The following is a 26,122-nucleotide window of genomic DNA, read 5'->3' as shown; positions in this document are numbered from 1 at the left end:
GACTTCTCTTGATCTGGTTTTCAGCGACGAATACGCGCCTGAAGGAAAGACAGCACGTCCGCCACCGGCAACGGTTGGGCTTCGGCTTCGGTCCGGCTCTTGTATTCCAGATTGCCATCAGCCAGGCCGCGGTCGCTGACCACGATCCGGTGCGGGATGCCAATCAGTTCCATGTCGGCGAACTTGATACCCGGACTGGTTTTCTTGTCGCGATCATCCAGCAGCACCTCGAAACCCGCCGCCGTCAATTCGGCATACAGTTTGTCGGTGGCTTCGCGAACCTGCTCGGTTTCATAGCGTAGCGGTACCAGGGCAACCTGGAACGGTGCCAGCGCGTCGCTCCAGATGATGCCTTTTTCGTCGTTGTTCTGTTCGATGGCCGCAGCCACCACGCGAGAAACGCCGATGCCGTAGCAGCCCATTTCCAGGGTGATCGGCTTGCCGTTTTCGCCCAGCACTTCGCACTTCATCGCTTTGCTGTACTTGTTGCCCAGCTGGAAAATGTGCCCGACTTCGATGCCGCGCTTGATTTCCAGGGTGCCCTGGCCGTCCGGGCTCGGATCACCGGCAACCACGTTGCGCAGATCGGCCACGGTTGGAACCGGCAGGTCACGTTCCCAGTTCACGCCGAAATAGTGTTTGTCGTCGATGTTGGCGCCGATGCCGAAGTCGCTCATCAGTTCGACCGAGCGGTCGATGATGATTGGCAAGGGCAGGTTCAGCGGGCCCAGGGAGCCAGCGCCGGCGCCAATGGCGTCGCGCAGTTCGGCATCGCTGGCCATGACCAGCGGGTTGGCTACGCCCGGTTGTTGCGCGGCCTTGATTTCATTGAGTTCGTGGTCGCCACGGATCACCAGGGCGATCAGCTTGCCTTCTTCTTCGGCGTGCACGATCAGGGTCTTGATGGTCTTTTCAATCGGCAGATTGAATTTTTCCACCAGGGCCGCGATGGTCTTGGTTTCTGGCGTGTCTACCAGGCGCAGCTCTTCAGAAGGCGCGGGGCGGGAAGTTTCCCGTGGCACGGCTTCGGCTTTTTCGATATTTGCCGCGTAGTCGGAACCGTTGCTGAAAGCGATATCGTCTTCGCCGGACTCGGCCAGTACGTGGAACTCATGGGAGCCGGCGCCGCCGATGGAGCCGTTGTCGGCTTCGACCGCACGGAACTTCAAGCCCAGCCGCGTGAACACGTTGCAGTAAGCCTGGTGCATGCGCTCGTAAGTGATCTGCAGCGAAGGCTGGTCGGCGTGAAACGAATAGGCGTCCTTCATGATGAATTCGCGGCCGCGCATCAAACCGAAGCGTGGGCGGATTTCGTCACGGAATTTGGTCTGGATCTGGTACAGGTTGAGTGGCAACTGTTTGTAGCTGCTCAACTCGTTGCGCATCAGGTCGGTGATCACTTCTTCATGGGTCGGACCGGCGCAGAAATCGCGGCCATGACGATCCTTGAAGCGCAGCAATTCAGGGCCGTACTCTTCCCAGCGTCCGGATTCCTGCCACAGCTCAGCCGGCTGGGTGCTCGGCATCAACACTTCCAGAGAGCCGGCGGCGTTCATTTCTTCACGAACGATCGCTTCGACCTTGCGCATCACCTTCAAGCCCATGGGCAACCAGGTGTACAGGCCAGAGGCCAGTTTGCGGATCATGCCGGCACGCAGCATCAACTGGTGGCTGATCACGACCGCATCGGAAGGCGTTTCTTTCTGTGTGGCGAGCAAATATTGACTGGTGCGCATGGTAGGCCGTTGTCGGTTGCTTGGACTTTGAGTGACCTGGGATTGTACGGGCGGCAGCGGCTGGAGTACAGGCTGCAGGAGCGAGCTTGCGCGCGAAGGACCTCAAGGTGGGCCGGGGGTTGGGTACATATCCGTTTTTTTGGTACGGCCACTATTGGTTTCGCTCTTACAGCGAGTCACTTTGGAAAAGCCCCAAAGTAACCAAAGGGCTCTTGCCCCACCACTCGGTGCCTCGCCTAGGCTCGGCATGCCCGTCGTCCGACATTGATTCGGGGGGCCGCCGCGACGGGCCATCCATGGCCCAACGCGGCTATCCCGGCATCCATGCCGGGATGCCCCCCGAATCAATATCGGACTACGGCCAGCGTGGTTTAACGGGGCGCCTAAGATCAAAATCAAAAACAGAGCGAGGCGGCCTAGTAGCCGACCTGATCTCTTGCGAGCGTGCCTCTTCTCTGTAGGAGCGAGCTTGCTCGCGAAGATCGTTAACGATGACGCGGAAAATCTGACACCCCGAGGCGATCTCAAGTTTTTCGCGAGCAAGCTCGCTCCTACAGAAAGCGGCTCTGTTTTTGATCTTGATCTTAGGCGCCCCGTTAACCACGCTGGCCGAACGCAGGCATTGCGCAGTGGGTATCCCGGCATGGATGCCGGGATAGCCGCGTTGGGCCATGGATGGCCCGTCGCGGCGGCCCACGGAGCAATGCCGGAGAGAGGGCACACCGAGCCAGAGCGAGGTGCCGAGTGGTGGGGCAAGAGCGTTTTGCTTACTTTTGCGCTGTTCAAAAGTGAGTCGCTGTAAGAGCGAAACCATAAGAAGCCGTTACCGCAGCAACGGATATGTACCCAACCCAACCCAACCAAGACATACCTATGCCCCCCACAGGATCGCTTTCAGTCCGAGGTGGGCGGATTCAGCCGCAGCCGCCGGCTTTCCTGATACCAATGCAGGGCAATCAGCAACAAGGTCGGCACCCCCAGCAACGCCGTGATCAGGAAAAAATCGTGATAGCCGAACTTCTCCACTATCACACCTGAGTAACCCCCGATCAGACGCGGCAACAGCAGCATGATCGAACTGAGCAAGGCGTATTGGGTGGCGGAGAACTTCAGGTTGGTCAGGCTCGACAGGTAGGCGACAAAGGCCGAAGTCGCCAGGCCGGAGCTGAAGTTGTCCAGGGAAATGGTGAAGATCAGCATCTGCAAGTCCGCGCCCATGCCGGCGAGCATCAGGAACAGCAGGTTGGTGCCGGCCGAGGTGATGCCGCCGATAAAGAGGATGGGCAGGATGCCGAAACGCACGATCAACAGACCGCCCATGCCAGCGCCGACCAGCGTCATGATCAGGCCGAAAATCTTGCTCACGCTGGCGATCTGGTCCTTGGTAAAACCCTGGTCGATGTAGAACACATTGGCCATCACGCCCATCACCGTGTCCGACATGCGATAGGTTGCAATCAGCCCCAGCAGCAACAGCGCTTGCCAGCGGTAGCGCAGAATAAAATCATTGACCGGTGTCAGCACCGGAGCAAGGCCGCGGCGGCCCATGGTCGAGAGGCACAGCGCGGTCAGCGTGATATAGAGGATGGCCCGCAGGAAGGCGCGATCCTCCAGCAGCAGGTCGAGCAGGCTGACACCCTCGAACAGCACGCTGGCGAAGTCGGTGTTGTACAGCTGGGTGAACATCGCGGGCACCGATACCAGCAAGATGATCAGCACGAACACTGACATCAGTTGGTGCGCGAAGCTGTAGCGCCCCGCCTGCAGCTGGGTGCGCAGTGGCACATCGGGCTCACGCATGAACAAGCTGGTCAGCAGGGCCGGGATCATCAAGACACCGAACAGCACGTAGGTGCCGGTCCATGCCGAGTGTTTATAGTTGAAGCCGGTGGAGCCGAAGCCTTCGGCGAAGAACAGTGCGCCGGCGGTGGCCAGCAGGGCGGCGATGCGGTAGCCGGACATATAGCTGGCCGCGAGGGCCGCCTGGCGGCTGTCGTCGGCGATTTCCAGGCGATAGGCGTCGACCGCGATGTCCTGGGTGGCGGAGGCGAAGGCGACGACGACGGCAATGGCAATCAGCCAGGACAAATGTTTTTGCGGGTCGCAAAAGCCCATGCCGATCAATCCGAGAATCACCAGCACCTGGGACAATACCAGCCAGGAACGGCGACGCCCGAGCTTGCCGAGCAGCGGTAGGCGCCATTGGTCAAGCAGCGGCGACCAGACCCACTTGAACGCATACGCCAGGCCGATCAGGCTGGCATAGCCGATGGTTTCGCGGGCCACACCGGCTTCGCGCAACCACACCGACAGTGTCGAGAACACCAACATGTAAGGCAGACCGGCAGCAAAGCCGAGCAGTAACAGCACTAATGTCGAGGGGCTGGCATAGGCAGCGAGCGCGGCGCGCCAGGTTTTACGGGGCATGGGCTGGAGTCTGCCTCAGATTACGGAAACAAAGCGCGCACTCTAACCGCTGTGCTCCACCGGGCGCCAGCCATGACGCTGAATATCAACGCGATTGTTCAGGATACGCACACCTTCGCTGCGTAAACGTGCACGTTGCTCATCGCCCGCCGGACTGCCCACTGGCAGACTTATCCGACCGCCGGCAGCCACCACTCGGTGCCAGGGCAGTTTCGAGCCGTCGGGAAGCTGGCTGAGGGTGCGCCCGACCCAGCGGGCGGCCCGGCCAAGCCCCGCCAGGTGGGCCAGTTCGCCATAACTCACCACGCACCCTTCTGGCACTTGGGCCAGGGTCAGGTACAGCGCGGTCCGGCGCATCTCGGCGGGCGTTTGCGGGGTTTCGGCGGGTTCGTTCACTGTAGGCGGATCCAGTTGAAAGGCGTCGTCTCATTGTAAGAAACGTCTGTAAAAGTGGTGCTGAGAATTGAACTCAATACAAATCCTTGAGTCAGTCCTTGCTAAGACGGCAACTACCCCGATAATGCCCCTTTTTCCGCCAAACTTGAGCCCCTCATTCGCTTATGTTGTCCAGAACCCTGCTTTGCGTCGCTGTATTCGCTGCTTCTACACCCTTGTTGGCCGATACCGTCTGGTTGAAAAACGGCGATCGCCTGACCGGCAAGATCAAGGTTTTCGACGGCGGCAAACTGCTGATCCAGACCGAATACGCCGGCGCGATCCCGGTGGACTGGAAACAGGTAAAAACCCTTGAAAGCGACCAGGAGTTGCTGGTCAAGCAAGACGCCTACATCGGTGAGAAAGCCAAGTCTCTGCAGGCGGCCGAGGATGGCAAGGTGATCCTGGCCAACGGTGAGGCCCCAAAAACCGTGGAGTTGGCGAGCATCCAGCAGATCATCAAGCCCAAACCGGTGATCGAAGACCTGGTGTGGAAGGGCAATGTCGATGTGGCGCTGGACTACAAACGCGCGGAAAAAGACACCGACGACTACGACGTGGACTTCAAGACGTCGGCGCGTCACGGCAAATGGCGGCACACCGCTGAAGGCGAATACAACCGCGAGTTCCAGAATGACGTGGTCACCACCGACAACTGGAGCGCCGAGTACGCCCTGGACCGCTTCATTACCGATCATTGGTTCTGGCAGGGACGCTTGACCTACAAACGCGACAAGGTCGAGGAACTGAGTCGCCAGCGCACCGTGGGTACCGGTCCGGGTTATCAATTCTGGGATGACGAATTGGGTGCCTTCTCCCTCGGCTCGCTGCTCAACCGCACCGACTATGAATACCAGGACGGTGGCAAGGATAACTTCTATTCCCTGGCGATGAAGTGGGATTACAACCGCTACCTGATCGGCAAGACGGTCGAGTTCTTCACCAATGGCGAATTGGGTAAACCCTTGGCCGGCCCTGCCGATTACTCCCTCGATGCCGAAATCGGCTTGCGCTATAAAGTCACCGAATGGGCCTCGCTCAACCTCAAGGCCGAGCGCGACATTGTCAGTGGCGGCTCGCAGAGCGATTTGAGCAAGACCCGCTACACCGCGGGCTTTGGTGTGGCCTGGTAATCAACAGGCGCGGGCGGGCTTACAAGCGTAACCCGCCATCCAATTCCACAATCCGCCCGGTGTAATAGTCGTTCTCGAAGCTATACGCCACCGAATGGACAATCCCTTCCGGCCGCGTCGAGCTTTTCCTGATTGAGCTCGACCAGCGCCAGGTGTGCACCTTTGCCGGCAAAATACTCGGCCATGGAACGCCCCAAACCCTGGCAACCGTCGGTGATAATGATTACTTTGTCGTTGAGATGCATTCGCATGTCCTGTGAGCAGGGTTAAGCGGTTGCCCCAGTCCGTTTTTGGACGGAATCTATCGAAGGAGTCATAAGTTGAGCGCGCACGTTGCCAAGAACGCCCGAGAACTATTGCTCAAGGAGTACCGTGGAGCGCTCTCCACGCTGTCCAAGGCCATGCCCGGCTTTCCCTTTGGCTCGGTAGTGCCGTACTGCCTGGACGAAGAAGGACGGCCATTGATCCTGATCAGCCGGATTGCCCAGCACACCCACAACTTGCAAAAAGACCCCAAGTGCTCATTGCTGATCGGTGAGCGCGAAGCCGAGGATGTGCAGGCCGTGGGGCGCCTGACCTACCTCGCCGAAGCCGAGATGCTTGAGGGTGAGGCTGCCATTGCCGGGGCTGCAGAGCGCTACTACCGCTATTTCCCGGAATCGGCGAATTACCACAAGGCCCACGATTTCGATTTCTGGGTCCTCAAGCCAGTCCGTCACCGCTATATCGGCGGCTTCGGCGCGATCCACTGGCTCGATCAATTGACCCTGGCCAATCCGTTCGCCGGTAAAGCCGAGTCGAGCATGATCGAACACATGAATGGCGATCACGCCAAGGCCATCGCCCACTATGTCGCGTTGGCCGGTTTACCGACGTTCGAGCCCGCCCGGCTGGTCGGTATCGACAGCGAAGGCATGCACCTGCGCATTAGCCAAGGCCTGCACTGGCTGCCTTTTGCCGACACTTGCAATACGCCGACACAAGTGCGAGAAGCCCTGGTTTTCCTGGCTCACGCTGAGGCATGGCCGAAAAAAGCCACGGTTTAAGCTTGAATTAATGCAAGGGCGACGTCATCTAAGGTCTAGTAGCAAGGCATTCTTGCGTTGAGGAACCATTTGATGCGCCCTTTTTTATTGCTCTTTCTGCTGTTCCCGGTGTTGGAGCTGTTCGTATTCGTCAAGGTCAGCGGGGCTATCGGTTTTTTCCCGGCGCTGCTGCTGGTTATTCTGGGCTCGATGCTCGGCGTGTTCGTATTGCGTATCGCCGGCCTGGCCACCGCACTGCGTGCCCGTGAAAGCTTGAACCGTGGCGAGTTGCCCGCCCAGACCATGCTCGAAGGCCTGATGATGGCCTTGGGTGGCGGTCTGTTGATCCTGCCGGGTTTCGTCAGCGATGGGCTCGGCCTGATTCTGCTGTTGCCTGTTACCCGCCGCTTTCTGGCCGGCAAGATGCGTCAGCGGGCCGAAGAAGCGGCAATCCGCCAGCGGGCGTTTGCCGATGATTTGCAACCCCGCGGCGGCCCCGCGCCTCGTCAACCGATTGAACGCGAGGGTGACGTGATCGAAGGTGAGTTCGAACACCGCGACTCCAAATAATCGCTCAACAGACACGGCGCCTCCCACAGGCGCCGTGTTGTTTTTGCGTGGGGCGCCAGACACAAAATTTTTCATCCTGGGCCCTTGTAATAAGCTTATTCGCCCTTATGTAACGGTCACCGCAAGGTTTCTGGTGGCGACACCAGACAGACTTCCGCGTTTTGCTTGGCGAACCGCGACCGGCACTGCCGGAACTTAACCTGCCGGAATTGATACCGGCCGATGAACAACACAATTAGGAGAGATCGACAATGAAGCTTCGTCCTCTACATGACCGCGTCGTCATCCGTCGCAGCGAAGAAGAAAAGAAAACCGCCGGCGGTATCGTTCTGCCAGGTTCGGCTGCTGAAAAAGCCAACCACGGCGAAGTGATCGCTGTCGGTACCGGCAAAGTGCTGGACAACGGCGAAGTACGGGCGCTGGCCGTGAAAGTGGGTGACAAGGTTGTATTTGGCCCTTACTCCGGCAGCAACACCGTGAAAGTCGACGGCGAAGACCTGCTGGTAATGAGCGAGAACGAAATTCTCGCTGTTCTGGAAGGCTGATTCCCCGCTCATTTTCCCGTTACTACAAAGTATTTAAGGAATATCGATCATGGCTGCTAAAGAAGTTAAATTCGGCGATTCCGCCCGCAAGAAAATGCTCACTGGTGTCAACATCCTGGCTGACGCAGTAAAAGCGACCCTGGGCCCGAAAGGCCGTAACGTAGTGATCGAGAAGAGCTTCGGCGCTCCGACCATCACCAAGGACGGCGTTTCCGTCGCCAAAGAAATCGAACTCGACGATCGTTTCGAGAACATGGGCGCGCAGCTGGTCAAAGACGTTGCCTCCCGTGCCAACGATGACGCAGGCGATGGCACCACCACCGCGACCGTCCTGGCTCAGTCGATCGTCAACGAAGGCCTGAAAGCCGTCGCTGCCGGCATGAACCCGATGGACATCAAGCGCGGTATCGACAAGGCGACCATCGCCATTGTCAAAGAGCTGAAGAACCTGTCCAAGCCATGCGCCGACACCAAGGCCATCGCTCAGGTCGGCACCATCTCGGCCAACTCCGACAGCTCCATCGGCGACATCATTGCCGAAGCCATGGAAAAGGTCGGTAAAGAAGGCGTGATCACCGTTGAAGAAGGCTCGGGCCTGGAAAACGAACTGTCGGTTGTAGAAGGTATGCAGTTCGACCGTGGCTACCTGTCCCCGTACTTCGTCAACAAGCCGGAAACCATGGTTGCCGAGCTCGACAGCCCGCTGATCCTGCTGGTCGACAAAAAGATCTCGAACATCCGCGAAATGCTGCCAGTACTGGAAGCCGTGGCCAAGGCTGGTCGCCCACTGCTGATCGTGTCCGAAGACGTTGAAGGCGAAGCCCTGGCGACTCTGGTCGTGAACAACATGCGCGGCATCGTCAAGGTCGCAGCCGTCAAGGCTCCGGGCTTCGGCGACCGTCGCAAGGCCATGCTGCAGGACATCGCTGTCCTGACCGGCGGTACCGTTATCTCCGAAGAGATCGGCCTGAGCCTGGAAAGCGCGACCCTGGAAAACCTGGGTAGCGCCAAGCGCGTGACCATCTCCAAGGAAAACACCATCATCGTTGACGGTGCTGGCGTACAAGGCGACATCGAAGGCCGTATCGCGCAGATCCGTGCCCAGGTTGCCGAAACGTCCTCGGACTACGACCGTGAAAAACTGCAAGAGCGTCTGGCCAAGCTGTCTGGCGGCGTAGCGGTGATCAAGGTCGGCGCTGGTTCCGAAGTTGAAATGAAAGAGAAGAAAGCCCGCGTTGAAGACGCCCTGCACGCAACCCGCGCAGCCGTCGAAGAAGGCGTGGTACCTGGCGGTGGCGTGGCGCTGATTCGTGCCCTGGAAGCCATTGTCGACCTGAAAGGCGAAAACGCTGACCAGGACGTGGGTATCGCGGTTCTGCGTCGTGCCGTTGAAGCTCCACTGCGTCAAATCTCCGCCAACAGCGGCGACGAGCCAAGCGTTGTGGTCAACGAAGTCAAGAACGGCAAAGGTAACTACGGTTACAACGCTGCGACTGGCGTGTACGGCGACATGATCGAAATGGGCATCCTGGACCCTACCAAGGTGACTCGTTCGGCTCTGCAAGCGGCATCGTCCATCGGCGGTCTGATCCTGACCACCGAGGCTGCCATTGCCGAAGCACCGAAGAAAGAAGGCTCAGCTGGCGGCGGTATGCCAGACATGGGCGGCATGGGTGGCATGGGCGGCATGATGTAAGCCAGCCTTACCCCCGTACTGAAAAAGCCCCGCCTGAGTGATCAGGCGGGGCTTTTTTATGTCCTGCATGCGTAATTCGGTGGTCGTTGTTATCGACACAGCGCTACACAAGCCTGACACCCGCAACGTGCAGGTTGCGTTAACTGATAGTGAAAAACTTGTGAGTCACGGCAATCGGTTGAAAAAGTGCATAGAGTCTTGCGTCAGCCCTAGCCGCCAACCGGACTTGGCCTTAAGCTGCGCGAGCCAACACGGCCGTTACCGCGTACGGAGACAATGCCCATGCGAATTCTACTGGTTGAAGACAACCGCGATATTCTGGCCAACCTGGCCGATTACCTGGGGATGAAGGGGTATACCGTCGATTGTGCGCAGGACGGTTTGTCGGGGCTGCACCTGGCGGCCACCGAACATTACGACTTGATCGTTCTCGACATCATGCTGCCGGGCATCGATGGCTACACCCTGTGCAAACGCCTGCGCGAAGATGCACGGCGCGATACGCCGGTCATCATGCTGACGGCGCGTGATCAATTGGATGACCGCCTGCAAGGCTTCAAATCCGGCGCCGACGACTATCTGCTCAAGCCGTTCGCGCTGTCGGAACTGGCCGCACGCATCGAGGCGGTGCTGCGCCGTGCCCAGGGCGGCGGTCGTCGTGAATTGCAAGTCGGTGACCTGATTTACGACCTCGACACCTTGGAAGTGACCCGCGAAGGGCGCCTGCTCAAACTCAACCCGGTGGGCCTGAAGTTGCTGGCGGTGCTGATGCAGAAAAGTCCGCATGTGCTGCGCCGCGAGATTCTCGAGGAAGCGTTGTGGGGGGATGACTGTCCGGACAGCGACAGTCTGCGCAGCCACGTTCACCAATTGCGCCAGGTGATCGACAAGCCCTTTGCCAAGCCGCTGTTGCAGACGGTGCATGGCGTGGGATACCGCTTGGCCGAGGGTCGAGATGGAGTTTAAGCAAAGCCTTGCCCAGCGGATCATCATCGCCTTCGCGCTGATGAGCGCGCTGGTGGCGGGGGCGTTTGCCATGGGCATCGTCGCCACTGTGCATCTGGTGGAAGAGAAACTTATCTCGGCCGGCCTGGGCGGCGACCTGCAACGTTTGCTGTTGATGGACAGCGTCGAGGATTGGCGCCACCGGCCCGAGCCCGACCAGTTGTTCTACTTCAGTGGCGGACACGGGGATTTTGAGCTGCCCAAGGATTTGCGGCACTTGGATTCGGGCTTTCACGAAGTCTTTCGCGAGCAGCTTTCATACCACGCGATGGTCGAGATCGTGGACGGTCGGCGGTATGTCCTGCTGCAAGACCAGAGCGATTTCGAAGAGCGTGAGCGGGTATTGTTCGCGGTGGTGCTGGTGGGTTTTGTCCTTAGTCTGGCGCTGGCGGTGTTCCTCGGCTGGGTCCTGGCCCGCAAGGTGATGGCGCCGGTGGTACGCCTGGCCCGCCAGGTTCGTCATCGCGATCAATTGCTCGGCCTGGCCCCACCGTTGGCTCCGGACTACGCGGCCGACGAGGTCGGCGAGTTGGCGGTGGCGTTCGACGCGACCTTGGGCCGTCTGCGCCAGGCCCTCAACCGCGAACGGTTGTTTACCAGTGATGTAAGCCATGAACTGCGCACGCCTTTGATGGTGCTGGCCAGCTCCTGCGAATTGCTGCTGGAAAATCCGGCCATCGATGCGCGTGGGCGCAATCAGGTCGAGCGTATCGCCCGGGCCTGCGAAGAAATGCGCGAACTGGTGCAGACGTTCCTGATGCTGGCTCGCGCGCAACACGACGACACCACGATGTCGCCGCAAGTCGACCTGGCACAAGTGGCTGAGGACTTGCTGGGGATCTGGCGTGATCCGATCGAGCGCAAGGGTATCGAACTGTTCTACCAGCCGGGCAATCCATTGGATACCCGCTACAACGCCACCTTTTTGCATGCGGTAATGGGCAATCTGCTGCGCAACGCTCTGCATTACACCGAGCAAGGATTTATCCGCCTGACGCTGGAACCCAGCGGTTTTGTGGTGGAAGACACTGGCGTGGGGATTCCTGAAGACAAGCGCGAAGCCATGTTCGAACCTTTCGTGCGTGGTAACGAAAAGCGTGGCGACGGCCTGGGCCTGGGGTTGTCGCTGGTGCAACGAATCTGCGAGAACCAGGGTTGGGTGGTCAGTCTTACCCCGATGGAGCCCCATGGCTGCCGGTTCCATGTGGAGTTGAGCCAGGGCAAGTCCTGAGGTTGTCTGTGTCGTCGGGCTCGGCTGCGGATCTCAGCACGTTCGACGAAGATGGCCCCATGCTATGCCTGTTACCTGTAAAGTTTTGTAATGTTTAATCTTTGGACGGGATGTTTTTTTCACAATTGGTTGACCTGAGGATGACACGCAGCTGTTTACGGTTGTAGGCATCAGTAACAGGAGACCGTTGATGGCTACCCCGATCAAGCTCGAATTTTCCGAAAAATACGACGACCAGCATGCGCAGAATTATTTGCTCAAGCATCAGGACAATCTGGCGCGTCGGTTGTCCCACAAACGTGATGAACAATTAGCCCGAGGTGCGCTGGCCATGGCTGGCGAGCCCGGTCTGGTGCTGGATCTACCGTGTGGTGCGGGACGTTTCTGGCCGTTGCTGGCAGAGAAACCCAACCGCGTGATTATCGGGGCCGACAATTCCGAGTCGATGCTCAAGGTTGCCACGGTGGCCCAGCCGGCCGAAGTGGTGAAACGGGTACGACCCTTGCAGACGTCGGCCTTTGATATCGATTTGCCAGACAATGCTGTCGACAGCATCTTCTGCATGCGCCTTATGCACCATATCGGTGATCCTGCGCACAGGCTGGCGATATTGCGTGAGTTTCAGCGGGTTACGCGCGATAGCGTGATCATTTCGTTGTGGGTGGATGGCAATTTCAAGGCCTGGAAACGCAAGCGTTCCGAAGTAAGGCGGCGCACCAAGGGCGAGCAGGAAGGTTACCAAAATCGGTTTGTGTTACCGGCTGCTACTGTCGAGGCAGAATTTGAGCAGGCCGGTTTCCGTGTTCAGGAATACCTGGATTTCATACCGCTGTACGCCATGTGGCGAGTGTATGTATTGCGTAAGAGGTAAGAGGATGGCAGTTGAGTGCGTGGTAGGTAGTGAAGTAGCTCCCGAGGAGCGATTTGATTATTTCTGGCGTCAGAAGGGCGAGTGGGTCGAGGAACCCAATCGGCGCCGAGGCGGTGAAAGTGGCGTGCAGCGCGTGATCGGCAGCAATGGATGTTTGCTCTACTGCAAGCGCCAGACCGGCCACATCTACCGCAGTTGGCTGCATCCCTTGGGACGTCCTACCGTACTGCGTGAGCGTGATGCGCTGATGGGCCTGCGCCAGCTGAATGTGCGTGTGCCGGAGCTGGTGTTCTGCGAAGCCCGCCGCGACCCTGAGCATCAGTGGAAAGCCTTGCTGGTGACCGCGTCGCTGGACGGTTTCGATGAAATCGAAAACTGGTACGCCGCGGGTGGCCGTGAGCAATATGGCGAACAGGTGCATGAGCGTCTGCTTCAAGAGTTGGCGCAAACCCTGGCGCGTATGCACAAAGGTCGCTGGCAGCATGGTTGCCTCTACATCAAGCACGTTTTCGTCAGGGTCAGCGGCGTGGGTGATGCGGCCACTGTCGAAGTGGCCTTGCTGGACTTCGAGAAATGCCGCCAACGTCTGACCGCTCGTCAGGCCGCTTCCCATGACATGCTGCAATTGCGGCGCCATTCGTCGTGGAATGCTTCCGATTGGCAAAAACTCAGCTACTTTTACGAGGCGGCGTTTGGCAGCGCTATCAAAGGTTTAACCTAATGAAGCTAGAAATAGCGCGAGGTTTGTTTCTGTTGGCGGCCTTGGGCGTTGCGTCCTTGGCTGTGGCTGCCTGGGAGCAGCCACGTACAGAAGTCCTGAGTGCGGTGGAGGGTGGCGGGCAATGTCCGTTGCCACGGATCGCGAAGGTGACAGGTGTGACCCAGCCTGATCATCAACTGTTGCTGTTTATGTTTGGAATGTCCCAAGGGATGAGGCCAGCGAGTTGAATGGTTTTATGATCGATTAAAAGGCCTCGTGTTGTTGCGAGGCCTTTTTTTTGGGTTTTTGAGGGGGTATCTGTTGTTGCGGTTACGGCTGCCAATGCCCTCTACAGAAGGCATTGGTATCTCCATATGTTTATGGGCTGGTTGGTTGGGGTACATATCCGTTGCTGCGGTCATGGCGGCTATTGGTTTCGCTTTTACAGCGAGTCACTTTGGGCTGGGCCGACATTCCGGCTTTTCCAAAGTGACCCGCCGTAAGGGCGGAACCCATAGAGGCCGTTACCAAAAAACGGATATACCCCCCATCACCCCCCATCACCCCCGATCCCCCCGCGCCAACAACGTATAAACACAAGGCAGTACAAACAAGGTAAACAGCGTCCCAATCGACATCCCGGTGGCAATCACCATCCCGATGTCATACCGGCTTACCGCGCCGGCGCCCGTGGCGAAGATCAACGGCACCATGCCAAACACCATCGCCGCCGTAGTCATCAATACCGGGCGCAGACGAATCGCCGCTGCCTCTTCCACCGCTTCTCGCGGCGTCAAGCCCTTGTCCTTGCGCAATTGGTTGGCAAACTCGACGATCAGAATCCCGTGCTTGCTGATCAATCCGATCAACGTCACCAGCCCCACCTGGGTATAGATGTTCAAGCTCGACCAACCTAGGAACAGCGGAATCAATGCCCCGCAGATCGACAGCGGCACCGTCACCAGAATCACCAGGGGATCACGGAAACTCTCGAATTGCGCCGCCAGCACCAGGAAAATGATCGCCAGCGCCAGCCCGAAGGTGACCCACAGTGCACTGCCTTCCTGGATAAACTGGCGTGACGCGCCGCTGTAGTCGAACGCATAGCCGGCAGGGGTTTCTTCAATCGCGATTTGGCGCACGGTATCGATGGCTTCGCCCATGCTGACAATCGGGAAACCGGAAATCAGCGCCGAGTTGAGTTGCTGGAACTGGTTCAGTTGTCGAGGGCGGGCGCGGTCGGTGATGCTGATCAAGGTCGACAGCGGCAACAGTTCGCCCTGGGTGTTTTTCACGTAGTAATTGTTCAGCCACTCGGGGTTGTCGCGGTAGGCGCGTTCTACCTGGGCGATCACCTTGTAGCTGCGGCCATCGATGGTGAAGCGGTTGATCTCGGCTTCCGCCAGCAGGGTCGCCAGCGTACCGCCCAGATCCTGCATCGACACACCCATCTGCGCGGCCTTGGCGCGGTCGATGTCGACCACCACTTCCGGCTTGTCGAAGGCCAGGTCGATATCGACAAAGGCAAACTTGCCTGACTCCATGGCGCGCTTTTTCACCCGGTCGGCCACTTGCAGCAGAGACTCGTAGTCGTTGGGCGTGTTGATCACGAAACCAAAGGGCAGGCCTTCACCGGTGCCGGGCAGGGAGGGCAGGTTGAAGCCGAACACTTGCAGGCCCGGGATCTGCTCCAGGCGTTTCTGGACCTCGGGCAGGATCTCCATCTGGGTCCGGCTTCGCTCGTTCCAGGGTTTGAGCAGGAACCCGCCGATGCCGGACTGCACGCCGTTGAAACCGTTGATCTGGAACGAAGAGTAGTACTCCGGGAAGTCCTTGAAGATCGTGATGAACTCGTCGGTGTAACTGTTCAGGTACTCCAGGTTGGTGGGCTGCGGTGCGCTGGCCATCATGAAGATGATGCCCTGGTCCTCGTCCGGCGCCAGTTGTGACTGGGTGAACTTGAGGAACACTGGAATCAGGCAAAGTACGATCAGCGCAAACACGATCACCACCGGTCGGGTGTTCAGGGTGCCGTGCAACATTGTCTGGTAGCGGCGCTTGAGGCCTTCGAAGATCCGGTCCAGGCGATGGGCCAGGCCCGTGGGGTTTTCATCGTGGCGCAGCAGCAGCGCGCACATCATCGGGGACAGGGTCAGCGCAACGATGCCGGAAATCACCACCGCGCCGGCCAGGGTCAGGGCGAACTCCTTGAACAGCGCGCCCATCAGTCCTTCAAGGAAACCGATGGGCGCGTAGACCGCCGCCAGGGTAATGGTCATCGACACCACCGGCATCGCGATCTCCCGGGCGCCTTCCAGGGCGGCATCCAGAGGTGTCTTGCCTTCCTCGATATGTCGGTGGATGTTCTCCACCACCACAATCGCATCGTCCACCACCAGGCCGATGGCCAGGACCATTGCCAACAAGGTCAGCAGGTTGATGGAATAGCCCATCAGTTGCATGAAAAACAGCACGCCGATCATCGACAGCGGGATGGTGATCACCGGGATCACCACCGAACGCAGCGCCCCCAGGAACAGGAACACCACGACGATCACGATCAGTACCGCTTCAAACAGGGTCTTCACGACCTCGTTGATCGAGGCCTGGATAAACAGCGTGGCGTCGTAGGCTATTTCCGCCTTGAGGTTGGGCGGCAGCTGCGACTCCAGCTCCGGCATGATCTTACGCACTTCCTTGATCACGTCCAGCGGGTTGGCGCTGGGTGTAGCCTTGATGCCGATATACACCGAGGGCGTGCCGCCAAAGGAACTGATGGCGTTGTAATTTTCCGCGCCCATTTCGACCCGGGCCACATCGCCGAGCAGGACCCGGCTATCGCCATCGGTCTTCACGGTGATGGCGGCGAAGGCCTCGGCGGTCTTGAGGTCGGTGTTGGCGTTAACGCTCGTGACCACGTACTCGCCTTTCACCTCGCCAGCCGCGGAAAGGTAGTTGTACTGGCGCACCGCATCGGTGACGTCGCTGGCGCTCAGGCCGAAACCTGCGAGTTTTACCGGGTCCAGCCACAGGCGCATGGCGAATACCTGATTGCCGAGGATTTCGGCTTCGGCCATGCCGGGCAACGTCGCCAGTTTGGGTTGGATGACCCGTGACAGATAGTCGGTGATCTGTGGGTTGCTCAATTCCTGGCTGGAAAAGCTGATGTACATCAGCGCCGAGGCGTCCGCGGCTTCTTTGCTCAGTACCGGGTCTTCGGCGTCTTGTGGTAGCTTGTTCTTGACCTCATTGGCCTTGGCCAGCAGTTCGGTGAACAGGCGGTCGCTGTTGGAGCCGATGCGTGCATAGATTGAAATCACCGAAAAATTCTGCCGACTGACCGAGGTCATGTAGTCGATACCTTCGGCGCTGGCCAGACTTTGCTGCAACGGCTGTGTGATGTAGCCCTGGATGGTTTCGGCATTGGCCCCGGGGTAAGCGGTAGTGACCGTGATCAGGGCGTTTTCCATGGAGGGGTATTGGCGCAGCGGCAGTTTGCTGTAGGCCTGGAAACCCAGCAGCACAATCAGCAGGCTGACCACCATGGCCAATACCGGGCGGCGGATGAACGTGTCGGTGAACGCCATGGCTCAGTTCCTTGAACCGTCGGTGCGCGGAGCCTGGCCAGGAGCGGCCGGCAGGTTTTTGTCCGGGGTAATGGCGATATGGGCGCCGGTGTCCAGCTTGATCTGGCCGGCGCTGACCACTTGCTCGCCGCTGCTCAGGCCCTTGGTCACCAGCACCAGCCCGCCGCGACGTTCACCGGTCTCGATAAAGCGTCGCTCGGCAATCAAGATCGGCTGGCCGTCGGGGTCTTTTTCGAGACTGCCGTCTTGCGTCTTTTTCTGCGTGACGACGTAGGCCGAGTTACCGTAGAGGGTGTAGGTAATTGCGCTTTCCGGTATGACGACCTGGGGTGCCGGGTCGGGCAACAGGACTTGCAGGCTGGCGAACATGCCCGGCAACAGTTGGCTATCGGGGTTGGCCAGGGTGGCACGTACCAGCACGTTACGGGTGCTGTCTTCGACCTTGGGGTTGATGGCGCTGATAGTGCCGGGGAAGGTCTGCTTGGGATAGGCCGAGACTTCCACCTGCACCGTTTGCCCAACGGCGACTTTGGGCAGCACCTGTTCTGGCACATAGAAGTCGACGTAGAGGCTACTGAGGTCCTGCAACGTGGCGATCACCGTGCCACTGGCGAGGTAATCGCCAACGTCCACCTGGCGGATGCCGATGGTGCCGCTGAAGGGGGCAACCATGTGTTTCTTGGCCAGGGATGCCTTGAGCTGATTGACCGTGGCCTTGTTCTTTTGCAACTGCGCCGAAAGGCGGTCGAACTCGCCTTTGGAGATGGCCTGGCTGCCCACCAGTTGGCTGCCGCGACCATAATCGAGTTGGGCCAACCCCAGGTCGGCCTGGGCGGTTTGCAGCAGGGCACTTTCCACCGCGCTGTCGAGTTGCACCAGCGGTTGTCCGGCCTTGACCTTCTGTCCTGACTCGAACTGCAGCTCTTTGACGGTGCCGGCGATCTCCAGGCTCAGGCTGACTCCTTGCAGCGCCTTGAGCGTGCCCACCGCTGGCAGGCGCTGTTGCCAGGGCTGTTCGAGCGCCGTGGCGACGGCCACGCTGATCGGCGGTTTGGGGGCTGAAAAGACCTGGATTTGCTGGTAGATGGAAAAGGCTTTGTAGCCCCCCAGCAGCAGGATGATCGACAGCACAACAGCCAACATGATGAGCATGCGACGACGCAGCATATTCCGGTTCCTTGGAAAATCTGGGACAGACGAAGACAAACAAAACGGCACATTACTCCGAGTGCCGGGAGGTTTCCAACTGCCAATCCTGACCGTTGGAAACCCGGACAAGGGCCGGCAAGCCGGCACTTGCCGTCAGATCAGGTGCAAATGGTTGTCCCAGAGCCCTGCGGGCAACTCCAGGGGTTTAGCTACCAATTGTTTCTGCCGGCAATCATAGAAACGGCAGCGGCCCTGGCCCGAGGTCACGACAAATCCATCCGCCACCGCGCCGACACCGGCGCAGTCCGGCAACGGTCCGTCCAGGCGCAGCTCGCCGCTGTCCATGTCCCAGATAAAGAACCGATTGCCCCGTGGCGCGGTCAACGCCACCAGGCGCAGCTCACTGTGCACAGCGACGCTGGCGGTATAGTGCCCCATGGCTCGCAACTGCTCGTCAGCCACTGGAAACGCCACGAAGGGTTGGCCTGGGCGCTTGATTGCCAACAATTCGGAACGCTCCTGTGACGGCCCCATGAACTGCTGCCCGGTGAGGATGGTGCCGTCGCTGGCAATCCCCATGTGCCGCACGCTGTTCATTAGTTGGCTCAGGGTTTCCTTGCTCAACAGCGTACCGTCGCGCTGCATCAATACCAGGCTCGGTTCCATGGCTTCCAGGTTCATCTCGACCCGGCTTTCGGCTTCGGTGCGAATCCCGCCGTTGGCCACGATCAGGGTTTCACCATCAGGCATCCACGACACTTGGTGCGGGCCGATGCCATGGGTCGAGAGCTCACCGCTGTGGACCAGCCGCTCACCCTCGAACTTATATACGCCGAGCAGGCCGCGGCCGGGGTCGGTGGTGTCGTTTTCCGTGGCGTACAGCCAGTCGCCGTTTTTGTGGATCACCGCGTGGCCGTAGAAATGTCGGTTGGCCCGGGAGGTAACGGTTTGCAGCAGCGTACCGTCACGCAGGTCCAGCAGATAGCTTTCGGTGCCGGGGCGACGGGCGACGAACAGCGCGATGGGCAACGTGGGGTGGTTGATGATGTCGTGGCAGCGCTGAGCGACCTGGGTGGCAAACACCTGGGTGCCGTCCAGGCGATAACCAACGGCGTAATGCTTGCCGTCGGCGTCATCCCGTGCCGAAAGCAACAGCGGGCTGTTGCCTTTGTTTTTGAACAGCGTCCAGCCACCCAGGGTGACCGCACTGAGCAGCACGCTACCGATGGCCAAAGCCTGTCGCCTGAGCATCATCAGTCACCGTCGTTGGCATTAAAGCCGAGTTGGATGCCGAGCGCCTTGGCCAGTTCGCCTTCGTGCAGGCGATGGACGACGTTGAGACTGGCGTAGATCTCGTCGAGTTGCTGGCGCCCGGCTTCATCGGCCAGCAGCTCATCGAGGGAACGCTGATTGCTGGTTAACAGCTTCAGCGAGTTGGCGTAGGCCGCATCGATCTTGTCGGCCAGGGGTTTTTGATCCGCCGGCAACAGGCCGCGCAAGCCTTTGTTGTCGACCCCGACCCACACGGTCTGGGCCGCCGCGAGGCTGGCGTGCAGGCTGCGCAGGGAAGACTGGCTGCGCCACGCATCGGCCTGGAATGGCTGCGGGATGCCTTTGGTCTGGCGACCCATGGGCGTGCCGAGTTTTTTCTTCAGGGTGTCGAGGGCGGTGACCTGGACACGCAGCAGTTCAGCGATGGCTTCGTGGGAGTCGGCGTAGCGCTGATTAGGAAACTTGCTCATCTGCGCCAGCATGCCGTCGGTGCTGTTCCAGTTTGCGAGGATTTCTTCTGCCAGCAGCTTCTGGTGTTCGCCGATGGCAATCAGCAAGGGGCAGTAACGGGCTTTCTGAGCCTCATCGGCGATGTCGGGCTTGGCGTCATACAGGATGTACTCGTAAGCCGACAGGCCTTGTACGACCACGCTTGCTTTGGCCAGGGCGGCGGCATCGATCTGCGGCTGGGCGGTGGCCAGTTGCTCGACCTGGCGCCCGACCAGGTTTTTCTTGTCTGGCCAGAACTGCACCTGCCATGGACGGTTGCCCTCGGCCAGCGGACCGATCAGCAGCGGTTGCAACTCGGCCCAGGCTTTTTGCGCATGCAGGAAATCGGCACGCGCGGTCTCCAGTGTTTCCTTGCCCTGGCAGTAGGCCAGGGCGCTGACCGCCAATTGCCGGTCGGCTTCGACCCAGCGGCTGTACGTCGGCAGGATCACTTGCTTGGCGATGGCGGCCGAGGTGACGGCTTGCGGGTCCTGAGGCGAGCAGGCGCCGAGGGCGAGCGCGGCAAGGCTGGTGAACAACAACTTGGGACGGAACATGTCGAGCTCCCTTCAATAATTGGGGCAAAGCTTATAGAGAATTCAGGAACGCGAGCAACGCGGCGCGCTGTTCGGCGTTGAAAGACAGCACCTGTTGCTGCGCCGCCTGGGCTTCACCGCCGTGCCACAGCACGGCTTCGAGCAGGTTACGGGCGCGGCCGTCATGCAGGAACTGAGTGTGGCCACTGACGTTTTGCGTCAAACCGATGCCCCACAGCGGCGGAGTGCGCCAGTCGCGGCCACCGGCCTTGAATTCGGTACGGTTGTCGGCCAGGCCTTCGCCCATATCGTGCAACAGCAAGTCGCTGTAGGGGCGGATCACTTGATTGGCCAGCTCGGGTTCAGCGGCGGTGCTCGAGGTGGTGAAGCTCGGGGTGTGACACGACTGGCAGCCGGCCTGATAGAACAGGCTCTTGCCGGCCAGCACCTGTTGCGCATTCACATCGCGGCGGGCCGGTACGGCGAGGTTGCGGCTGTAAAACAGCACCAGGCGCAGGATGTTCTCACTGACCTCTTGCTCGCCATCCTCGCCATTGCCATTCGGCGCCTGCTTGCAGGCCACTTGCGCGTCGGTGCAGTCATCGAAAGGTCGCAGCGCGGTGGTCAAGCCCATATCGCCGGAAAACGCGTGAACGTTCTGTTGATTGAGGTTCGGTTGCCCGGCTTTCCAACCGAAACGGCCGAGGACGGTTTTCTGTTGGGCATCGTCCCAGACCCAGTTCGGACGTCCGAGTACGCCATTTTTATCCGGCTGCTTGCTGGCGTTTTGCAGGATGTCGGCGTCGGCAATCGCTTCGAGCAAACCGAGGCCAATCATCGGCGGCGCCACACGCGCGGAAAAAACTGTGTCCGGGTGCATGGGCCCGTAGCCCAGTTGGGTGATGTGCAGCGTCGGCTTGCGCAGTTCGACCACGCTACCGTCCTTGAACCTGACGTTTACCGGGGTGTAGTCGACGCGCACCTTGCCTTCGGGGACTACGCCGGGCACGGCCATGTCCTGCAACTGTCCGCCATAGACCGGTTCGGGGACGACGCCAATCTGCTCGATGAGCTTGGCGTAAGGCGGCGCGTCCGGGATCGACAAGCGCACCAGCATCGACACGGCGTTGTTGGCGTCGGGAGCGGGCGGATGACCTCGGCCGTCCTTGATATGGCAGTTCTGGCAGGCATTGGTGTTGAACAGTGGCCCCAGGCCGTCCCTTGCGGTGGTGGTGGCCGGTGCAATCACCCAGGGATTGCGGAAAAAACTGTTGCCCACGCTGAAGTCCAGGCGCCGGGTCGGTGTCAGGTTGGCCGAGGGCAGCGAGAAGGCATTATGGTCAGCCTTGCGTACCGTCGCGCTGCCTCCCGAGCGCGCCTCACCTGGCTCTGCCTGGGTAAAAACCGCAGGCGGAGCGTCATCGCAGGCACTCAGGCTCGCGGCCATCAAGAGTGCAGACACGCGAAGCAGCAAACGGGGCATCGATAATCCTGGAAAACGAGCGGCGGTGGATGAAATTCGGGGGCAAAGTCTAACAGGGCAGGGCGAATTGAATAAGAGCAATTATCGTTTGCTTGCATCCGTTTCATTCCCGTTAGAATGGCGGCACATTTTTCTGGAGGTGGCCAATGCAGGCTCTCGACGCTTTGCTTAACCGTGTATCCGTACCGCGACTGCTGGAACCGGCACCGACCGTTGAACAGCGCGAAGTGCTGTTTGCCGCCGCCATGCGTGCGCCAGACCACGGTCAACTGCGACCTTGGCGCTTCCTGACCGTGGAAGGCGCGGCCCGCGAACAGATGGGCACACTGCTCGCCGAAGCGGCCCGCCTGCAGGACCCCGAGGCGCCGCAAGCGGTGATCGACAAGGCGCAGAACGGCCCCTTGCGCGCGCCGTTGGTGGTGGTGGTGATTGCCCGTCTGCAGGAGCATTTCAAGGTGCCGAAATCCGAGCAACGACTGGCGGCGGCGTGTGCGGCGCACGCTATTTTGCTGGCGGCGTATGCCCAGGGGATTGGTGCGGTGTGGCGCACGGGGGAACTGTCCTATTCGCCCCACGTCGCTCAAGGCCTGGGCTTGAATGCAGGCGAAGAAGTGATCGGCTTCCTGTACCTGGGCACCCCGCAAAACCCGCCACGCACCGCGCCGAAAGAAGACCTGACAGCCTTTGTCAGCGCCTGGCCTCCTCATTAAAGGCGGGTGTTGATGCGCTACCGGCAAGGCCCCTACGGGATACTTGGGTCAGGTTTGCCCTTGCTCGGGTGAGTTACACCCGAAACTGATCCATCAGTTTCATCTGCTGATTGGCCAACGCATTGAGCTGGCTGCTGATGGCCGCCGATTCCGTGGCCTGGCCGGTCAGGGTTTCGGTCACGCTGCGGATCGCCGAGACGTTGCGGTTGACCTCTTCGGCCACGGCGCTCTGTTGTTCGGCGGCGCTGGCGATTTGCAGGTTCATGTCGCTGATCACGGTCACGGCGTCGCTGATCTTGCCCAGCGCCTGTGCGGCCTGATGAATCTGCCCGGCATTGCTCTGTGCCTGATTCTGGCTCGAGTGCATGGTCGCGACCACCCCACGGGTACCGCTCTGGATGCGTTCGATCACCAGGCGAATTTCCTCGACTGAATCCTGAGTGCGTTTGGCCAGGTTGCGCACCTCGTCCGCGACCACCGCAAACCCGCGCCCGCTTTCCCCGGCACGCGCGGCCTCGATCGCGGCGTTCAACGCCAGCAGGTTGGTCTGCTCGGCGATGCTGCGGATCACTTCCAGCACCGAACCGATTTGCTCGCTATTGACCGCCAAGGCTTCGACTTCCGTCACCGCTTTGCTGACTTCCTCGGCCAGGGTGGTGATATCGCGGGTGCTGCGCTCGATGATCGACATGCCTTCGCGCGCCGATTGGTCGGCACCACGGGCGGCGCTGGCGGCGCTTGACGCGCTGTTGGCAACCTCGTGAGCGGTCGCGCTCATTTCGTTGGACGCGGTGGCCACCTGATCAATCTCACGGAACTGCACTTGCATGCCTTCGCTGGTCTGCCGGGCAATTTCCGAGGATTGATCGGCAGTACCACGGGCTTCGGTGATGCTCTGCTTGATTTGCGCGATGGTCGGTTGCAGCTTGTCGAGGAAGCGATTGAACCAACTCACCAACTCGCCCAATTCGTCTTTCTTGGCGTAGGCCAGGCGTTGAGTGAGGTCGCCGTCGCCGCTGGCAATATCCTTGAGCATGGCGGCGACGCTGTTGATCGGACGGGTGACGCCGGTGGCGGCCAGCCAAATCAACAGCAGGCCCAGCAACCCGGCGGCGGCACCGACCAACAACGCGGTGAGTGTCCCCCTGGCATGGGTGTCGTCGAGTACCGCTTGCAGCTTTAACGAATCCGCCAGCAGCACTTGCTTGGACAAGTCGATCACGACGCCCCAGGACTTGGCGTCGGCAATCGGCTTGACCGGATACACGGCGCGAATCACTTCGCCTTGATCAAGCAGTTTGCGGCTGTCACTGGCGAGCAATTGCACGATTTCCTTGCCACCGACGCCGAGCACCTCGCCGATGTTCTTACCGACCTTGTCCGCCTCGCCGCTATAACCCGCCAGCAATCCGCTGCCGGCCACCATCAGCAAGTGTCCGGCGCCGTCGAACAATTCACGCTGGGCGCTGTCGGCCGCCGCTTGCAGGACATCCAGGGCGATATCGACGCCCACTACCCCGATCACTTTGCCGTCGGCGAGCAACGGCAGGGAGATGGTGGTCATCAATACCGACTTGCCGGCTATCTCGTCGGCATAGGGATCCAGCAAGCATGTGCGCCGCGTATCACGTGGGCAGGTGTACCAGATGTTGTAGGGCGTACCGCTGAGGTTGAGGGTGGTCTTGGTCAGGTCCTCTTCCACCATCACGGTGTTCAAGCCTTCACCGCCGGCACGGCTCCAATAGCTGGAAAAGCGTCCGGCTTCGTTGGAGGCGCGCAGCGTGTCGTCGATAAATTCGCTGTCCTTGCCGTCCAGGGCATTCGGCTCGAAGGACAGCCAGATGCCGAGCACTTTGGTGTTACGTTCGAAAGCAGTCTTGATGCGCTGGTTGAGTTCTTCGCGCAGGGTCGCGGCTTCCAGCGAGCGCTTGCTCGCCATGGTGCGCAAGTCCATGACCTGGTCCGCAAGGGCTGTCACGACCAACAGGTTCTCACCGAAGGTTTTCTGCAGCTGGACCGCCTGCTCGGCGGCCTTGGCTTGCAGCAGGTTCTCGACGCTGGCGGTCAGCATGCGCGAGCTTGAGGTGCTGATCAGTTGCTCGCTCTGGTTGGTCTGGTACATGTTCAGGCTGACGATCAGCACTATCACACCCAGCAGGCAGAGGCCGGACAGCATGACGATTTTCAAGCGTATGGACAGGGCGTCGAACATGGCATTACTCGCGTTTAACTTATTGGTAGGCAAGCAGAGTCAGGGGATAACTCTAAAGGCCAAGTCCATTCAGCGTTATGTCCCGAACATCGGCATCGGCGGGTAATTCATGAGTGGCAGGTGATGAGTGGTCGCGGGCTACAGCGGCGTTTGCACCTGGCGTTCCGGCCGTGACCAGATCCACAGATTGCCCAGGCTCATCCCGACAATCGCCAGGTAGATCGGCCAGCCGTGATCCAGCATCACCAGCATCAACACCGCGCACAGCAGCATGCTCGCGGTGGCGCTGACCTTGGCCCGGCGGCCGATGATCTTGCCATTGCGCCAGTTGAAGAGGATGGGGCCGAACAGTCGATGGTTTTCCAGCCAGGCGCTGAGGCGTGGCGAGCTTTTGGTGGCGGCCCAGGCGGCCAGCAGGATGAATTCGGTGGTGGGCAGGCCCGGCACGACAATGGCGATCAAACCTATCCCCAGGCTGACATAGGCCAGCAAGCCGAACAGGATTCGGGCGATCTTGGAGGAGGATTGAGGTTTGCCGGTCATGAAAGAGGCTTGCGTGATTAAAGGGTGAAACAAACTTGGATAGATAGCGTGTTGAATCTCGCCGAGCAAGCGTCAGTTTGACCTGAGCACAAGGTGAGCTTGCCCGGCCACGTTCAAGGCGGTATCTACGGGTTAATTTATGACTTCAAGCTCAGGCCAGTTCAGGGGTCGTAGCGTACGCCTGTTCCAGCAGCACGGTGAAGCGCTCAAACGCCTCAATCGCGCCTTTTTCCACATCGGCTTCTTCTTCGGGGCTGAACTCCAGGCCGTCAAGGGTGCGGGTGAAGCGCTTCCAGCCTTCGGCACGACCGCCAGCCGGTTCGCCCAGGTGACGGGCCCCGAAGGTCTCGCCCAGGCCCAGGCCGACAGCACGTTTGATCAGGAAAGCCGCGCCCAACTTGGAGCCTTCGGAGACGAACAGCCAGCCCAGGGCTTCGGCCTTGCTCGGGTTTTTCACGGCGCCGGCGACCGGTGCCGGAACCTCGCTCTCGAGGTCGGCCAGGTCCAGCCTGGCGGCGTCGGCGCGGCAACGCTCGGGCAGATCCGGAATGATCTTGATCAGCTCGGCGTCGTTGTACAGTGACACCAGTTCCGACTGGAACAGGTATTGCGCGACCACGAAACGGGCAAAGTTGGCGCGGGTTTCAAACGGCGCGTGAGCCTTGACCAGCGCGTCGAGCTTGGTGTGGGGCTGGTGAGTGATCTGGTTCAGGCGCTGGGAGCGCAGGCTTGGGCGTTCTGCGGTGGAGGAAACTGTCATGTTGTGT

General features: G+C 59.9%; 23 protein-coding genes and 2 pseudogenes. 12 read left to right on the top strand and 13 right to left on the bottom strand.

Features of this window, described 5'->3' with window-relative positions; genetic code table 11:
• Positions 1-20 precede the first annotated feature (20 nt).
• Positions 21-1,736, bottom strand: coding sequence for a proline--tRNA ligase (locus AC6CIA_RS17715; RefSeq protein WP_498313804.1), 1,716 nt, complete (start codon positions 1,734-1,736; stop codon positions 21-23).
• Between the two features lie 469 nt (positions 1,737-2,205).
• Here AC6CIA_RS17715 and AC6CIA_RS17710 point away from each other — a divergent pair, with 469 nt between their 5' ends.
• Positions 2,206-2,538, top strand: a complete 333-nt coding sequence (locus AC6CIA_RS17710) for a hypothetical protein (protein ID WP_498313950.1) — start codon at positions 2,206-2,208, stop codon at positions 2,536-2,538.
• A 92-nt stretch (positions 2,539-2,630) separates the two neighbouring features.
• On the opposite strand, the gene AC6CIA_RS17705 is transcribed toward AC6CIA_RS17710, so the two are convergent.
• On the bottom strand, positions 2,631-4,163 hold the full coding sequence (locus tag AC6CIA_RS17705; protein ID WP_498313803.1) for an AmpG family muropeptide MFS transporter: 1,533 nt from the start codon (positions 4,161-4,163) through the stop codon (positions 2,631-2,633).
• A 42-nt stretch (positions 4,164-4,205) separates the two neighbouring features.
• Complete coding sequence (locus AC6CIA_RS17700; protein ID WP_498313946.1) at positions 4,206-4,520, bottom strand: MGMT family protein; 315 nt, start codon at positions 4,518-4,520, stop codon at positions 4,206-4,208.
• Positions 4,521-4,723: 203 nt separating this feature from the next.
• On the opposite strand from AC6CIA_RS17700, the gene AC6CIA_RS17695 reads away from it, so the two are divergent.
• Positions 4,724-5,731 (top strand): DUF481 domain-containing protein, encoded by a 1,008-nt coding sequence (locus AC6CIA_RS17695; RefSeq protein ID WP_498313801.1) that lies wholly within the window; start codon positions 4,724-4,726, stop codon positions 5,729-5,731.
• An 83-nt stretch (positions 5,732-5,814) separates the two neighbouring features.
• On the opposite strand, the pseudogene AC6CIA_RS17690 reads toward AC6CIA_RS17695, so the two are convergent.
• Positions 5,815-5,976, bottom strand: a pseudogene (locus AC6CIA_RS17690) (SDR family NAD(P)-dependent oxidoreductase); the annotation flags it as partial.
• A gap of 75 nt (positions 5,977-6,051) precedes the next feature.
• On the opposite strand from AC6CIA_RS17690, the gene AC6CIA_RS17685 reads away from it, so the two are divergent.
• The 9 genes from AC6CIA_RS17685 (at position 6,052) to AC6CIA_RS17645 (ending at position 13,622) form a co-directional block, all read left to right on the top strand.
• Complete coding sequence (locus tag AC6CIA_RS17685; RefSeq protein WP_498313799.1) at positions 6,052-6,777, top strand: HugZ family pyridoxamine 5'-phosphate oxidase; 726 nt, start codon at positions 6,052-6,054, stop codon at positions 6,775-6,777.
• A 72-nt stretch (positions 6,778-6,849) separates the two neighbouring features.
• Positions 6,850-7,326: an FxsA family protein gene (locus AC6CIA_RS17680; RefSeq protein ID WP_498313797.1), complete on the top strand. Its 477-nt coding sequence runs from the start codon at positions 6,850-6,852 to the stop codon at positions 7,324-7,326.
• A gap of 251 nt (positions 7,327-7,577) precedes the next feature.
• The gene (locus AC6CIA_RS17675) at positions 7,578-7,871 is read left to right on the top strand and encodes a co-chaperone GroES (protein WP_084381860.1); all 294 of its coding nucleotides are present in this window, start codon (positions 7,578-7,580) and stop codon (positions 7,869-7,871) included.
• 49 nt (positions 7,872-7,920) lie between these two features.
• Positions 7,921-9,567, top strand: a complete 1,647-nt coding sequence (groL, locus tag AC6CIA_RS17670) for a chaperonin GroEL (RefSeq protein ID WP_498313795.1) — start codon at positions 7,921-7,923, stop codon at positions 9,565-9,567.
• A gap of 282 nt (positions 9,568-9,849) precedes the next feature.
• Positions 9,850-10,533: a two-component system response regulator ColR gene (colR, locus tag AC6CIA_RS17665; RefSeq protein WP_498313793.1), complete on the top strand. Its 684-nt coding sequence runs from the start codon at positions 9,850-9,852 to the stop codon at positions 10,531-10,533.
• Positions 10,523-11,803 (top strand): sensor histidine kinase, encoded by a 1,281-nt coding sequence (locus AC6CIA_RS17660; protein WP_498313791.1) that lies wholly within the window; start codon positions 10,523-10,525, stop codon positions 11,801-11,803. Before colR ends, AC6CIA_RS17660 begins: the two co-directional genes overlap by 11 nt.
• Positions 11,804-11,993: 190 nt before the next feature.
• Positions 11,994-12,674, top strand: a complete 681-nt coding sequence (locus AC6CIA_RS17655) for a class I SAM-dependent methyltransferase (protein WP_498313789.1) — start codon at positions 11,994-11,996, stop codon at positions 12,672-12,674.
• Between the two features lie 4 nt (positions 12,675-12,678).
• Positions 12,679-13,395, top strand: a complete 717-nt coding sequence (locus tag AC6CIA_RS17650) for a lipopolysaccharide kinase InaA family protein (protein WP_498313787.1) — start codon at positions 12,679-12,681, stop codon at positions 13,393-13,395.
• The gene (locus AC6CIA_RS17645) at positions 13,395-13,622 is read left to right on the top strand and encodes a hypothetical protein (protein WP_498313785.1); all 228 of its coding nucleotides are present in this window, start codon (positions 13,395-13,397) and stop codon (positions 13,620-13,622) included. The genes AC6CIA_RS17650 and AC6CIA_RS17645 overlap by 1 nt, the downstream gene beginning before the upstream one ends.
• A 312-nt stretch (positions 13,623-13,934) precedes the next feature.
• On the opposite strand, the gene AC6CIA_RS17640 is transcribed toward AC6CIA_RS17645, so the two are convergent.
• The 5 genes from AC6CIA_RS17640 to AC6CIA_RS17620 form a co-directional block, all read right to left on the bottom strand.
• Positions 13,935-16,961, bottom strand: coding sequence for a multidrug efflux RND transporter permease subunit (locus AC6CIA_RS17640; RefSeq protein WP_498313783.1), 3,027 nt, complete (start codon positions 16,959-16,961; stop codon positions 13,935-13,937).
• Between the two features lie 3 nt (positions 16,962-16,964).
• On the bottom strand, positions 16,965-18,128 hold the full coding sequence (locus AC6CIA_RS17635; protein WP_498313782.1) for an efflux RND transporter periplasmic adaptor subunit: 1,164 nt from the start codon (positions 18,126-18,128) through the stop codon (positions 16,965-16,967).
• Between the two features lie 135 nt (positions 18,129-18,263).
• Positions 18,264-19,361: a DUF1513 domain-containing protein gene (locus AC6CIA_RS17630; protein WP_498313944.1), complete on the bottom strand. Its 1,098-nt coding sequence runs from the start codon at positions 19,359-19,361 to the stop codon at positions 18,264-18,266.
• A 2-nt stretch (positions 19,362-19,363) separates the two neighbouring features.
• On the bottom strand, positions 19,364-20,428 hold the full coding sequence (locus AC6CIA_RS17625; protein WP_498313780.1) for an imelysin family protein: 1,065 nt from the start codon (positions 20,426-20,428) through the stop codon (positions 19,364-19,366).
• A gap of 31 nt (positions 20,429-20,459) precedes the next feature.
• Complete coding sequence (locus tag AC6CIA_RS17620) at positions 20,460-21,890, bottom strand: di-heme oxidoreductase family protein (RefSeq protein ID WP_498313778.1); 1,431 nt, start codon at positions 21,888-21,890, stop codon at positions 20,460-20,462.
• A 146-nt stretch (positions 21,891-22,036) separates the two neighbouring features.
• Between AC6CIA_RS17620 and AC6CIA_RS17615 the strand changes: the two genes are divergently transcribed.
• The gene (locus tag AC6CIA_RS17615; protein ID WP_498313776.1) at positions 22,037-22,600 is read left to right on the top strand and encodes an NAD(P)H nitroreductase; all 564 of its coding nucleotides are present in this window, start codon (positions 22,037-22,039) and stop codon (positions 22,598-22,600) included.
• Between the two features lie 73 nt (positions 22,601-22,673).
• Here AC6CIA_RS17615 and AC6CIA_RS17610 read toward each other — a convergent pair whose 3' ends face one another.
• The 4 genes and pseudogenes from AC6CIA_RS17610 to AC6CIA_RS17595 all read right to left on the bottom strand — a co-directional run bounded on the left by AC6CIA_RS17610 (position 22,674) and on the right by AC6CIA_RS17595 (position 26,115).
• Positions 22,674-23,429: a methyl-accepting chemotaxis protein gene (locus AC6CIA_RS17610; RefSeq protein ID WP_498313942.1), complete on the bottom strand. Its 756-nt coding sequence runs from the start codon at positions 23,427-23,429 to the stop codon at positions 22,674-22,676.
• 102 nt (positions 23,430-23,531) lie between these two features.
• Positions 23,532-24,539: pseudogene (locus AC6CIA_RS17605) on the bottom strand (methyl-accepting chemotaxis protein); the annotation flags it as partial.
• A 411-nt stretch (positions 24,540-24,950) separates the two neighbouring features.
• Positions 24,951-25,355, bottom strand: coding sequence for a YbaN family protein (locus AC6CIA_RS17600; protein ID WP_498313774.1), 405 nt, complete (start codon positions 25,353-25,355; stop codon positions 24,951-24,953).
• A gap of 151 nt (positions 25,356-25,506) precedes the next feature.
• Positions 25,507-26,115 carry a biliverdin-producing heme oxygenase gene (locus AC6CIA_RS17595; RefSeq protein ID WP_498313772.1) on the bottom strand — a complete coding sequence of 203 codons (609 nt, stop codon included), beginning with the start codon at positions 26,113-26,115 and terminating at the stop codon, positions 25,507-25,509.
• Positions 26,116-26,122: the final 7 nt, after the last annotated feature.

This window comes from Pseudomonas sp. GQ91, assembly GCF_059758795.1.
This window is presented reverse-complemented; position numbering and strand designations above follow the sequence as displayed.

Excerpts from the sequence above, each read along its gene's own strand:
- AC6CIA_RS17615 (WP_498313776.1), top strand. The coding sequence starts at position 22,037 with ATGCAGGCTCTCGACGCTTTGCTTAACCGTGTATCCGTACCGCGACTG.
- AC6CIA_RS17680 (WP_498313797.1), top strand. The coding sequence starts at position 6,850 with ATGCGCCCTTTTTTATTGCTCTTTCTGCTGTTCCCGGTGTTGGAGCTG.
- AC6CIA_RS17655 (WP_498313789.1), top strand. The coding sequence starts at position 11,994 with ATGGCTACCCCGATCAAGCTCGAATTTTCCGAAAAATACGACGACCAG.
- AC6CIA_RS17705 (WP_498313803.1), bottom strand. The coding sequence starts at position 4,163 with ATGCCCCGTAAAACCTGGCGCGCCGCGCTCGCTGCCTATGCCAGCCCC.
- AC6CIA_RS17610 (WP_498313942.1), bottom strand. The coding sequence starts at position 23,429 with ATGCAAGTGCAGTTCCGTGAGATTGATCAGGTGGCCACCGCGTCCAAC.
- AC6CIA_RS17695 (WP_498313801.1), top strand. The coding sequence starts at position 4,724 with ATGTTGTCCAGAACCCTGCTTTGCGTCGCTGTATTCGCTGCTTCTACA.
- AC6CIA_RS17715 (WP_498313804.1), bottom strand. The coding sequence starts at position 1,736 with ATGCGCACCAGTCAATATTTGCTCGCCACACAGAAAGAAACGCCTTCC.
- AC6CIA_RS17635 (WP_498313782.1), bottom strand. The coding sequence starts at position 18,128 with ATGCTGCGTCGTCGCATGCTCATCATGTTGGCTGTTGTGCTGTCGATC.
- AC6CIA_RS17650 (WP_498313787.1), top strand. The coding sequence starts at position 12,679 with ATGGCAGTTGAGTGCGTGGTAGGTAGTGAAGTAGCTCCCGAGGAGCGA.
- colR (WP_498313793.1), top strand. The coding sequence starts at position 9,850 with ATGCGAATTCTACTGGTTGAAGACAACCGCGATATTCTGGCCAACCTG.
- AC6CIA_RS17640 (WP_498313783.1), bottom strand. The coding sequence starts at position 16,961 with ATGGCGTTCACCGACACGTTCATCCGCCGCCCGGTATTGGCCATGGTG.
- AC6CIA_RS17675 (WP_084381860.1), top strand. The coding sequence starts at position 7,578 with ATGAAGCTTCGTCCTCTACATGACCGCGTCGTCATCCGTCGCAGCGAA.
- groL (WP_498313795.1), top strand. The coding sequence starts at position 7,921 with ATGGCTGCTAAAGAAGTTAAATTCGGCGATTCCGCCCGCAAGAAAATG.
- AC6CIA_RS17625 (WP_498313780.1), bottom strand. The coding sequence starts at position 20,428 with ATGTTCCGTCCCAAGTTGTTGTTCACCAGCCTTGCCGCGCTCGCCCTC.
- AC6CIA_RS17630 (WP_498313944.1), bottom strand. The coding sequence starts at position 19,361 with ATGCTCAGGCGACAGGCTTTGGCCATCGGTAGCGTGCTGCTCAGTGCG.
- AC6CIA_RS17595 (WP_498313772.1), bottom strand. The coding sequence starts at position 26,115 with ATGACAGTTTCCTCCACCGCAGAACGCCCAAGCCTGCGCTCCCAGCGC.
- AC6CIA_RS17660 (WP_498313791.1), top strand. The coding sequence starts at position 10,523 with ATGGAGTTTAAGCAAAGCCTTGCCCAGCGGATCATCATCGCCTTCGCG.
- AC6CIA_RS17700 (WP_498313946.1), bottom strand. The coding sequence starts at position 4,520 with ATGCGCCGGACCGCGCTGTACCTGACCCTGGCCCAAGTGCCAGAAGGG.
- AC6CIA_RS17620 (WP_498313778.1), bottom strand. The coding sequence starts at position 21,890 with ATGCCCCGTTTGCTGCTTCGCGTGTCTGCACTCTTGATGGCCGCGAGC.
- AC6CIA_RS17600 (WP_498313774.1), bottom strand. The coding sequence starts at position 25,355 with ATGACCGGCAAACCTCAATCCTCCTCCAAGATCGCCCGAATCCTGTTC.
- AC6CIA_RS17645 (WP_498313785.1), top strand. The coding sequence starts at position 13,395 with ATGAAGCTAGAAATAGCGCGAGGTTTGTTTCTGTTGGCGGCCTTGGGC.